This is a genomic window from Streptomyces lacaronensis, assembly GCF_047337785.1.
GTDB classification, from domain to species: Bacteria; Actinomycetota; Actinomycetes; order Streptomycetales; family Streptomycetaceae; genus Streptomyces; species Streptomyces lycopersici.
On record NZ_JBLHDK010000003.1, the window covers coordinates 11,124,079 to 11,136,382 of the forward strand.

Sequence of the window (12,304 nt, forward strand, 5' to 3'; positions counted from 1 at the left end):
GCGCGGCCGATGTACCCGCGTCTGGCGAGATTCAGCCCGTCGCGGCGAGAGCGTGAACGACTGCTTGTTGACTCTTCAGTAATAACGTGGCTAATTTCAGTCGGCGCCGTTTCGCGGGATTGCCATGCCATACGTTCGACATGCCTTGCCCGAATTATCTCCATTTCCTGCCGCGCTAGCGATTTTGGAGAAAACATGTCAGCCGCCGTGGACGCAGGCGATCTTGTCATCGGTATCACTCCGTTCGGGGAACCGGACGCCAGACTCGCCGCCGCGGTCAGCCGCGCGGGCGGACTCGGCATCCTCGACCTGGGAACAACGGGCCGTGCTGCCCTCCAGGCATGGGAGGACATCGGCGAGTGGGTGGCCGACGGCCGGTATGGTGTGCGGGTCGCGGCGGGCTGCCGTCTCACCCCCGCGGACCTCCTGGACGACCCGCCCACCGGCGCCTCCACCGGCGCCTCCACCGGCGCCTCGCGCGGTGGCGTGCCTGGTCCCCATACGGTGGTGCTCGGCGTGGACTCGCCCTGGCCGGTGGAGGCCGTCGCCGACCACTGCCGTGTGCTGGCCGAGGTCACCGGCCTGGACGAGGCCTTTGAAGCCATCCGCGCCGGAGCACACGGGCTGATCGCCCGGGGGAGCGAGAGCGGCGGCCGGATCGGTCCGCTGGGCACCTTCGTCCTGCTCCAACGGCTCCTCGCCGACCCCCGGGTGTCCTTACCCGTGTGGGCCTGCGGCGGCATCGGCCCGCGCACCGCCGCCGCGTCCGTGCTCGGCGGCGCGGCCGGGGTCGTCCTCGACACCCAGCTGGCCCTGCTCGCCGAATCCGGGCTCCCGGAGGACCGCGCCGCCGCCATCCGCTCCATGGACGGTTCCGAGACCACCGTCCTCGACGGGCACCGGATCCTGCGGCGCCGGGGGCGCGGTCCGCATATCGAACCCGACCTGACAGTAGGTCAGGATGGCTTCCTGGCCGCGCGGTCGGCCGAGCGGTGGCGGGATGCCGGCCGCACCGTCCGGGGCATCACGGACGCCGTCCGGGAGGCCGCGCACGAGGCCGTGCGGAACGGCTCCGCAGTCGTCTCGGGACTGCGCCCCGGCGCCCCGCTGAGCACCCGCCTCGGCACCCGGCTGCCCCTCGCACAGGGCCCGATGACCCGGGTCAGCGACCAGGGCGCGTTCGCCTCCGCCGTCGCCGCCGGGGGAGCACTGCCGTTCATCGCGCTCGCCCTGGCCGGACGCGAGCAGGCGCGCACGATGCTGGAGGAGGCCGCGGCCGCGCTGGACGGACGACCCTGGGGCGTCGGTGTCCTCGGCTTCGCACCCGAGGAGATCAGAAACGCCCAGCTCGAGGCCGTACGGGAGGTCCGCCCGAGCCACGCGATCATCGCGGGCGGACGTCCGTCCCAGGCCAAGGCGCTGGAGCGGGACGGCATCGCCACCTTTCTGCATGTGCCGTCGCCCGGGCTGCTGCGCCAGTACCTCCAGGCCGGGGCCCGGCGGTTCGTCTTCGAGGGCTCCGAATGCGGCGGCCATGTGGGGCCGCGCAACAGCTTCCCGCTGTGGGAGGCCCAGATCGCTGTCATCGAGGACTTCCTCGACGAGGCCGCACACGACCCGCGTCACACGGCGGGCACGGACGGCGCCGGCGGGACGGACGGGACCGATGGCACCGGCGGCGCGGGTATCGAGATCTTCTTCGCCGGGGGAGTGCACGACGAACGCTCCGCCGCGATGGTGGCCGCGCTCGCCGCCCCGCTCACCCGGCGCGGCGTCGCCGTCGGCTCGCTCATGGGCACCGCGTATCTGTTCACCGAGGAGGCGGTGGCACACGGCGCCGTACAGCCGCTCTTCCAGCGCCAGGTGGTGGCCGCCGACCACACCGTGCTGCTGGAGACCGCCCCCGGCCACGCCACACGCTGCGTGCCCAGCCCCTTCACGGAGAGCTTCGACACCGTGAAGGAGCGGCTGCGGAACGAAGGCCTGCCGGACCGGGAGGTCTGGGAGCGGCTGGAGCGGCTGAATGTGGGACGGCTGAGGATCGCCAGCAAGGGCGTGGACCGCGGGCCCGATGGCGCGTTGGCCCCGGTGGACGAGGAAGGCCAGCTCAGCGGTGGGATGTTCATGGCCGGGCAGGTGGCCGTGATGCGCTCGGCCACCACCACGATCGCCGCACTGCACCATGCGGTGGGCCCCGGCGCCGCCGACTTCCTCACCGCACGCGCGGAGACGGTGTGCGAGCGCCTGGGCGTGGCCACCGCCCCGGCGGCCGAGGCGCCCGCACCGCTGGACGTGGCCGTCGTCGGCATGGCGTGCATGTTTCCGCAGGCACCCGACCTCGCCTCGTTCTGGGCCAATGTGGTGGGCGGTGTGGACGCCGTCACCGAGGTGCCCGCCGAGCGCTGGGACCCCGCCGTCCACTACACGGGCGACAAGGACGGCGCCTCCGCCTCCCAATGGGGCGGCTTTCTGCCACCCATCCCCTTCGATCCGCTGCGCTACGGCATCCCCCCGGCCTCGCTCGGCAGTATCGAACCCGTACAGCTGCTGGCCCTGGAGGCCGCCCGCCGGGCCCTGGACGACGCCGGATACGGCGACCCCGGCGACGGCGGCCGGGCCTTCGAGCGCTCCCGCACCTCCGTGGTGTTCGGCGCCGAGGCGGGCAGCGATCTGTCCAATGCCCAGACGCTGCGCGCCGTCCTGCCGTCCTACGTCCACGAGGTGCCGCGGGCCCTGTCGGACCAGCTGCCCCGGCTCACCGAGGACTCCTTCCCCGGCATGCTCGCCAACGTCATCTCCGGGCGGATCGCCAACCGGCTCGACCTCGGCGGCGCCAACTACACCGTGGACGCGGCCTGCGCGTCATCGCTGGCGGCCGTGGACGTGGCCTGCAAGGAGCTGATCGGGGGCACCAGCGACCTCGTGCTGTGCGGCGGAGCCGATCTGCACAACGGCATCAACGACTATGTGCTCTTCTCCTCCGTGCACGCCCTCTCCCCGACGGGCCGCTCCCGGACCTTCGACAGCTCGGCCGACGGGATCGCGCTCGGCGAGGGCGTCGCCTGCGTCGTTCTCAAACGGCTGGCCGACGCCGAACGGGACGGCGACCGCGTCTACGCCGTCATCAAGGGCGTCGGATCCTCCAGCGACGGCCGCTCGCTCGGGCTGACCGCCCCGCGCCCCGAGGGACAGCGGGCCGCACTGGAGCGCGCCTACGCCAACGCCCGGGTCTCGCCCGCCGACGTGGGCCTGGTCGAGGCGCATGGCACCGGTACCGTCGTCGGCGACCGCACCGAACTCACCGTCCTGGGCGAGGTGTTCACCGAGTCGGGGGCCACGCCCGGGTCGTGTGCGCTGGGCTCGGTGAAGTCCCAGATCGGCCACACCAAATGCGCCGCGGGCCTCGCCGGGCTGGTGAAGGCCGCGATGGCGCTGCACACGGGCATCACACCGCCGACCCTGCATCTGACCCGGCCCAATGAGGCATGGGACGCGGACCGCAGCCCCTTCGCCTTCCACACCCGGGCCCGGCCATGGGCCGCCGCGCCCGCCGAACGGGTGGCCGGGGTCAGCGCGTTCGGCTTCGGCGGGACCAACTTCCATGTGGTGCTCGCCGCACCCGGGCGCGTAGCGCCACCCGCACAGGGGCTGGACGACTGGCCCGCCGAGCTGTTCCTCTTCCGCGGGGGCGACCGGGCGGCGGCGCTGCGGGTGGTCCAGGAGACACTCGACCAGCTCATGGCCAATGACGCGGCGGGGCGGCCGTGGCGGCTGCGCGACCTCGCGCTGACCGCCTCCCGGCGGGCCGACGCCGGGAGGGAACCGGTCCGGGTGTCCGTCGTGGCCTCGGACCTGGACGACCTGGCCGCACGATTACGTCAGGTACTCGCGGGCGATCCGCCGGGCCAGGGACCGCGCGGAGCGGACGGGCCGTACATGGCCCCGGACGAGCCCGAGATGCCCGGGGGGACCGGGGAGTCCGAAAAGACCGAAAAGACCGAGGAGAACGGGGACAGCGGGGAGGCAGAGGGCGAGCCGGGGCGCGGCAAGGTCGCGTTTCTCTTTCCCGGGCAGGGCAGTCAGCGGCCCGGGATGTTCGCCGACGCCTTCGTCACCTTCCCCGAGCTCCAGCGCCATCTGCGCCATGGACGCGGCTACGCCGACGCGCTGTATCCCCCCGCAGCCTTCGACGAGGCCGGGGAGGCGGCACAGCGCACCGCGATCACCGATACCCGGGTGGCCCAGCCCGCACTGGGCATCGTCGGGCTCGCCGCGCACACCCTGCTCACCTCGGCCGGGGTACGGCCCGACATGGCGGCCGGACACAGCTACGGCGAGCTGGTGGCGCTGTGCGCCGCGGGCGCGCTCGACCCCCGTACGCTGCCGCGGCTGAGCGCCGAGCGGGCGGCCGCCATCCTCGGCGCCGCCGAGGCCGACGGGGAGGAACCCGGCACCATGGCGGCCGTGACCGCGGCCCCCGACGAGGTCGAGCCGGTGCTGCGCGCGGCCGGACTCGACGGGCGCGTGGTGGCCGCCAACCACAACGCGCCACGGCAGACCGTGATCTCCGGGCCCCGGCAGGACATCGACGAAGCGGTACGGCTGCTGCGGAAGGCCGGGCACTCGGTCAAACGGATCCCGGTGGCCTGCGCCTTCCACAGTCCGCTGGTGGCCGGGGCCGGCGCGCGGTTCGCCGAGGCGCTGGCCCGCCATCCGGTGCGCGCGCCGGAGTTCCCCGTCTGGGCGAACCGCACCGCCGCCCCGCACGGCGCGGAGCCGGACGCCATCCGCGCCGAACTCGCCGCCCAGACCGGTGCGCCGGTCCGCTTCATGGCCCAGATCGAGGCCATGTACGAGGCGGGCGCACGGATCTTCGTGGAGGCGGGTCCGGGGACGGTGCTCACCCGGCTGGTGGGGGAGATCCTCGACGGCCGCCCGCACCTCGCCCTCGCCTGCGAGGGACGGCGGTCCGGCACCCCCGGTCCGCGGGGTTTTCTGGACACCCTCGCCCGGCTGGCCGTCGCGGGCGTCCCGGTGCGTACGGCCTGGCTGTTCCACGGCCGGGACGCGGTGGCGGCGGGATCCGGCCCGCCACCGAGGCGGCCCGGCTGGACGGTCGACGGACATCTCGTCCGCACCGCGAACGGTGAGCTCCTGCCCGGTGCGCTGGCACCGGCCCGACGTGTCATGGAGGCCACGGTGAGCCAGACGGATCGGACGGATGGCGGCGAGTACGGCGACAGAGACGCCCTGATCTCGGAGTTCCTGAGGACCAGCCGGGAGATGATCGCCGCCCAGCGCGATGTGCTCCTCACCTACTTCGGCGGCGCTCCGGGCGAACGACGCGCGGCGCCACCGTCCCCGGTCGCCCCGGCCACGTCCCTGCCCGCCGAGCTCGCCCCGGTGGCCGCCGCCCCGGAGGTCCCGGCCCCGGTCCCCGACGTGGCTCTTGCCCCGCCCGCGCCCGCCACCGGGCCCGATGTGCTGCGCGCGGTCTCCGAAATCATCAGCGAACGCACCGGCTATCCGGTCGACATGATCGAACCGGATCTCGATCTGGAGGCCGATCTCAGCATCGACTCCATCAAACGCGCCGAGATCGCGGGCGAGTTGGCGCGGCGACTCGGTGTCGCGGGCGCGGACACCGCGGCCTTGGGCGATGAGGAGCTGGAGGAGCTGGCCAAGGCGCGTACCACCGCCGCCGTCACCGATTGGCTCACCGCCCGTCTCACGCCCGCGACCCCCGCACCGGCCGATGAGCCGGAGCCGGTGGCCGTGCGGATGGCCCAGCAGGTGGCCGGGCCCGTGGCCGAACCAGCGCCGGTGTCCGTGGCCGTGCCCGGCGTGGCGCCCAAGCGGATGCGGCTGGTGCCCGTGCCCCTCGGCGCACCGGACGACGGCGTCGCCGCGCCGCCCGACCTGACCGGCAGGCGCTTCGCCCTGCTCGGCGGGGACGGCGAGGGGGTGGCCGAGGCGGTGGCCGCCCGCCTCGGCGAGCGCGGTGCCGAGGCCGTCATCTTCCCCGCCGGCCACCAGCTCACCGAGGACGACGGCCGGGTGGACGGGGTGCTGCTGCTCGATCCGCTGGCCACCTCCGGCGCGCCGGTGCTGCCCGAGGCGTTCACGGTCGTCCAGTCGGCGCTGCGGCGCGCTCCGCGGTGGCTGCTGGCGCTGCGCCGCGCGGACCCGCTCGCCGCGCGCACGGCCGGGTTGCGCGGGGTGTTCCGTACGGTGGCCAGGGAGTACCCGGACACGGTCATCCGGCTGGTGGAGTTCCCCGCCCGGGCGACCGGGCTCGCGGAGGCGGCCGGGCTCGCGGAGGCGGCCGGGTCCGCCGACGCCGTGGCCGACGGGCTGCTCGACGAACTGCTCGCCCCGGACCGTACGCCCGTCGTCGTGCGCACCGAGGAAGGGCGACGCCACCGGCTGGACCTCGTGGAGACCCCGCTGGGCGCGCTCGCCGGTTCGGGTGCCGGGCCCGCCGGGGACGGCGTGGCGGAGGCCGCCGCGCTCGGCCTGGACCGGGACGCGGTGGTGGCCTTGGTCGGTGGGGCGCGGGGCATCACCGCGCGGTTCGCCGCCACCCTCGCGTCCGCCGCCCGCTGCCGGATCGAGCTGCTCGGCCGTACGCCGGAGCCCGTGGGCCGCGAGGATCCGGCCACCGCAGGGGCCCGCGACGAGACGGCCCTGCGCGCGGCGCTCGCGGCCCGGGGCGGGCCGGGGCCCGCCGAAATCCAGCGGGAGGCCGCCCGGATCCTTGCGCGGCGCGAAGTGGCCGCCACCGTCGAGGAGTTGACCGCGCTCGGCGCCCGGGTCCGCTATCGCTCGGTGGATGTCCGCGACGCCGAAGCGGTGCTCCAGGCGGTGAAGCAGATCCACGCCGACCACGGACGGCTGGACGGTGTGGTCTACGGGGCCGGTGTGATCGAGGACCGGCTGATCGCGGAGAAGTCCGCCGAGTCCTTCCAGCGGGTGTACGGCACCAAGGTGGAGGGTGCCCGGACGCTGCTGGACGCGCTGGCCGAACTGCCCGAACCCCCGGCGTTCGCCGTGTTGTTCGGCAGCATCGCCGCCGTGCTCGGCAACCGCGGCCAGGTGGACTACGCGGCGGCCAACGACGCGATGGAGACCCTCGGCTCGCGGTGGCGGGACCGCACCGGCCGCCGGGCGCTGACCGTGCACTGGGGCCCCTGGGCACCGGCCGGAGCCCACGGCGGGATGGTGACACCGGAGCTCGGCCGTGAGTACGCCCGGCGCGGCATCTCGCTCATCGACCCCGAGGAGGGCACGCTGGCGCTGCTGCGCGAGCTGGCCTGGGGCGAGGAGTCCACGGGGTCCGTCGTCTACACCGCCTCGGGCTGGTGAGCGTGACGGACGAGCAGTGGCACCGGCAGCCGCCGGTGGCCATCGTCGGGATGTCCGTGCTGTTGCCGGGCTCGCCGGACCTGGACACGTACTGGCGCAATCTGGTCGGTGGCGTGGACGCGATCAGCGACGTCCCGGCCGGGCGGTGGGACGCCGGTTTCCACGCCCCGGACGGCGGTGGCGACACGTCGCCGGCACCCGACCGGGTGTACTGCCGACGGGGCGGATTCGTCGACGAGTTCGCCCGGGTCGAGGCCGCCCGGTTCGGGATCATGCCGAACTCGGTGTCCGGCACCGAACCCGATCAGCTGATCGCCCTGGGTGTCGCGGCGGCGGCCATCGCCGACGCGGGCGGCGAGGACCGGCTGCCCGACCGGCAGCGGGTGGGCGTGGTGCTGGGCCGGGGCGGCTACCTCACCCCCGGGCTGGTCCGGCTCGACCAGCGGGTGCGCACCGCCCACCAGCTCGTACGGACCCTCGGCGAGCTGCTGCCCGACCTCGGGCCCGGCCAACTCGACCGGGTGCGCGAGGCATTCACCGAGCGGCTCGGCCCCGACCGGCCCGAGGCGGCCATCGGTCTGGTGCCCAACCTCGCCGCCTCGCGCATCGCCAACCGGCTCGATCTGCGCGGCCCCGCGTACACCGTGGACGCCGCCTGCGCCTCCTCGCTCGTCGCCGTCGACCAGGCGGTGGGGGAGCTGGCCTCGGGACGGTGCGATGTGATGCTCGCGGGCGGGGTGCACCACTGCCACGACATCACCCTGTGGAGCGTCTTCTCGCAGCTGCGCGCGTTGTCGCCGAGCCAGCGGATACGGCCCTTCCACCGCGCGGCCGACGGTCTGCTGATCGGCGAGGGCACCGGTGTGGTCGTCCTCAAACGGCTCGCCGACGCACTCCGCGACGGCGACCGCGTCTACGCGGTGATCCGGGGCACCGGCGTGGCGTCCGACGGCCGTGCCACCGGTCTGGTCAACCCGGACCCGGGCGGTCAGACCCGTGCCGTACGGCAGGCGTGGCGGGCCGCGGGGCTCGATCCGCGCGAGCCGGGCGCCATCGGGTTGCTGGAGGCGCACGGCACCGCCACGCCCGCCGGGGACGCGGCCGAACTCACCACGCTGGCCCAGGTGTTCGGCCCCGGTGGCACGCCGGGGGAGACGGCCGTCATCGGCTCGGTGAAGTCGATGATCGGCCACACCATGCCCGCCGCCGGTGTCGCGGGCCTGGTGAAGGCCGCCCTCGCGGTTCACCACGGCCGGCTGCTGCCCACCCTGCACTGCGACGACCCCCATCCGGCGCTCGCGGCCACCCGCTTCTCGGTGCTCGACGCGGCCGAGTCGTGGGACGCGCCCGTACGGCGCGCCGCAGTCAACGCCTTCGGCTTCGGCGGGATCAACGCTCATGTGGTGCTGGAGCAGCCGCCGCAGGTGCCGGAGACGCGGCGCGCCACGACGCTCGTCATCGAACCGGAGCGAGTGCTGGCGCTGGCGGCGGACACCCCGGAGCGGCTGGCCGAACTGCTGGCGGCGGACGACACGACCGTACGGACGACGGTGACGGGGCGGGACGCCCCTACCCGGCTGGGCATTGTCGAGCCCACCGCCAAACGGCTCGCGCTCGCCCGGCGCATGGTGGCCAAGGGCCGCCCGTGGCGGGGCCGCAACGACATCTGGTTCACCCCCGCGCCACTGCTCGGCGCGGGCCCGGCGCCGAGGGGGAAGCTCGCCTTCGTCTTCCCCGGCCTCGAAGCCGAGTTCGTCCCCCGTGTCGACGGCGTCGCGGAATACTTCGGGCTCTCCCGGCCCGCCGGGGACCGCTTCGGCGAGGCGGCACGCGTGGGCGACATCGGCCGCCATGGCGTCGGCGTCTTCGGCGTCGGACGGCTGCTGGACGCGGCGCTGCGGCGGATGGGGGTCGTACCGGACGCGGTGGCCGGGCACAGCGTGGGGGAGTGGACCGCGCTGGTCGTGGGCGGCCTCTACGCGGGCGAGGAGGTCGACGCCTTCCTCGACTCCTTCGACCCGGACGCGCTGCGAGTGCCCGGTCTGGCCTTCGCCGTCCTCGGCGCGGGTGCGCGGCGGGTGTCCGACGCGCTCACCGAGCGGGCGGCCGGCCGGATCGTGCTCTCGCACGACAACGCGCCCAGCCAGTCGATGGTGTGCGGGCCGCGCGACGATGTCGAGGAGTTCGTCCGGGCCATGCGCGCCGAGGGCGTGATCGCGCAGGTCCTGCCCTTCCAGTCCGGCTTCCACACCCCGATGCTGACGCCCTACCTCGACCCCATCCGAGCCGTGACGGAACGCTTCGAGCTGCTGCTGCCGCCCAGGACTCCCGTCTGGTCCGGGACGACCGCCGCACCGTATCCGGCGACCGAGGCGGAGGTGCGCGCACTGTTCATCCGGCATCTGCTGGAGCCGGTGCGCTTCCGGCTGCTGACCGAGGCCCTGTACGAGGCGGGGTTCCGTGCGTTCGTCCAGGTCGGTACGGGGCAGTTGGGGTCGCTCATCGGTGACACGCTGCAGCGGCGTGACCACTTGGTGGTGGCCGCCAACTCGCCCCACCGGGACGGGGTGTCCCAACTTCGGCGCGTGGCCACGGCGCTGTGGGCTGAGGGCGCGGAGGTGGATCCCGCGCTGCCACGTGAAGCCTCGGGTGTGAGATCGGCGCTTCCCGCGGTGCGGCTGGACCTGAGCGGTTCGCTGGTCTCGCTCGGCGAGCCAGCCTTGAGTGAGTTGCGCGGTGAGCTATTGCGGGCGGTGTCCCGGGGAGCGGGGCCGCACCGTGGGCCGTGGCCGCCGTCGCCGGATGCGGGTCGGGTGGTGCCCACCCGTTCCGCCCAGGGGGCACCTCCCGGCGGTAGCCGGGAGAGGAACGACTGCCCACCACCTGGCTGGGCAGCCGAACTCGACGCCTTGCTCAGTGAGACCGCCGCCACCGCGACAGCGGTCATCGAGGCAAGCCGCCCACCGACCCCCCGCACTCACGAGCTACGGGTCTCCACCGAGACCATGCCCTACCTCCGAGACCACTGTTTCTTCCCCCAACGCCCCGGCTGGCCCGATGAGCCGGACCGCTGGCCCGTGGTCCCGGCCACCACGATCGTCCAGCACCTCATGGACACGGCGGAACGCACGGCGGGCACCAACCCTGTGGCCGTCGCCGTGCACGGCGCCCGCTTCGACCAGTGGGTGACGGCGTCGCCACCCACCACCGTCCAGGTCACCGCGACCCCCATCTCGGGGCCGGCCCACTACACCGTCAACTTCGGCCGCGGCGCCCGCGCCACCGTGGAAGTGGCCGATCGCCATCCCGGCACCCGCCCCACGCCCTGGAGCGTCGACCCCGCCACCGAGCGCACACCCGACCACACCGCACAGCTCATCTACACCGAGCGCTGGATGTTCCACGGTCCGGCCTTCCAGGGGCTCACCGAACTCACCGCGATCGGCGCGTCGCACATTCGCGGCACGATCACCACACCCCCCGCGCCCGGAGCGCTGCTGGACAACGTCGGACAGCTCCTCGGCTACTGGATCATGGCGACCCGCACCGAACGGACCGTGGTCTTCCCCATCGGTATGCGTCTGATGCGCTTCTTCGGACCGCATCCGGCCCCCGGCACACCGGTGGAGTGCCTGATCAGGATCACCTCGCTGACCGATACCGCGCTCGAGGCCGACGCGCAGCTGCTGATCGGCGGCGAGGTGTGGGCAGAGCTGTCCGGCTGGCAGGACCGCCGGTTCGACAACCACCCCGAAACCCGGCCCGTGGAGCGCTTCCCGCAGCACAACACGCTGTCCCGGCCCCAGCCGGGCGGCTGGGTGCTGCTTCATGAGCGCTGGCCGGACCTGGCCTCCCGCGACCTGATCATGCGTAACCACCTGGGCGGCGACGAGCGCACCGCCTATGAACACCAGCCGCCACGCGGCCGCAGACAGTGGCTGCTGGGCAGGATCGCGGCCAAGGACGCCGTACGCCGATGGCTCTGGGACCACGGCGAAGGCCCGGTCTTCCCCGCCGAGATCGGGATCCGCGAGGACGCCCAGGGGCGCCCGTACGCCATCGGCGTGCACGGCCGGACCCTGCCCGAACTGGCGCTCTCGCTGGCACACCGGGCCGAGACCGGGGTCGCCCTCGTGGTGCCGCGCCACTCGAACGGCGCCGCGGGCCCCGGTATCGCCCTCGAAGAGGTCACCGACCACGATGACGTGGCCGACGCCCTCGCCCGGCCGGAGCACGAGCTCCTCGCCGCCGTGACGGCCGCGAGCGGTGGAGCACGCGCCTGCTGGGCCACCGCCTTCCGGGCCGCGAAGGAAGCGGTGGCCACGGCTGAGGAAGGCACCGGTCTCCGCGACCGCCCACGGGATCTGACCATCGCCGAGGTACGGCCCGGTGCGGACCGCCCCGACGCGCCACCGGCCCGGCTCATCGTCGAAGTGGCGGCCACCACCGCCCCCGGACAGCCCCCGCGCCGCTACGAAGTCCACACCATCACCATCGCCAACCCGCCCGGACTGCCGGACCGGGACTACGCCGTGGCCTGGACGACCGGCCCGGACCACCAGGAACAGGACGAGGAGAGCGATCAGTGACCACCGTCAATCAGACCGCCCCGTCACCCGCTGGCGACGCACTGGTCAGCGCATCAGCCGACGCACCGGCCGTGCTCGCGGAGATATCCGGGATGCTCCGGACGATGCTCGACGAATACGGCCTCGACGATATCGAGGTCACCATGGAGACCCGGTTCACCGAGGATCTGGAGCTGGAGAGCATCGACCTGGTGACACTCGCCGGCAGCCTGGAGACCCGGTACGGCAGACAGGTCAACTTCGCCGAGTTCGTGGCCGACCTCGAGCTCGACGAGATCATCGACCTCACCGTGGGACAGCTCGTCGAGTATGTCGTCCGGTGCCTCAGGGCCGTCCGGGAGCGCTGACCG

At 73.9% G+C, this 12,304-nt stretch carries 3 protein-coding genes; all 3 read left to right on the forward strand.

The genetic code is table 11. The features are described 5' to 3' along the window. Positions 1-195 precede the first annotated feature (195 nt). The 3 genes from ACMTAK_RS47820 to ACMTAK_RS47830 are packed head-to-tail and all read left to right on the forward strand — an operon-like array spanning position 196 to position 12,301. Complete coding sequence (locus ACMTAK_RS47820; protein ID WP_413811974.1) at positions 196-7,365, forward strand: SDR family NAD(P)-dependent oxidoreductase; 7,170 nt, start codon at positions 196-198, stop codon at positions 7,363-7,365. Further along, complete coding sequence (locus ACMTAK_RS47825) at positions 7,362-11,954, forward strand: beta-ketoacyl synthase N-terminal-like domain-containing protein (protein WP_413811975.1); 4,593 nt, start codon at positions 7,362-7,364, stop codon at positions 11,952-11,954. Before ACMTAK_RS47820 ends, ACMTAK_RS47825 begins: the two co-directional genes overlap by 4 nt. Further along, positions 11,951-12,301: an acyl carrier protein gene (locus tag ACMTAK_RS47830; protein WP_413811976.1), complete on the forward strand. Its 351-nt coding sequence runs from the start codon at positions 11,951-11,953 to the stop codon at positions 12,299-12,301. Before ACMTAK_RS47825 ends, ACMTAK_RS47830 begins: the two co-directional genes overlap by 4 nt. The last annotated feature ends 3 nt before the right edge of the window (positions 12,302-12,304 follow it).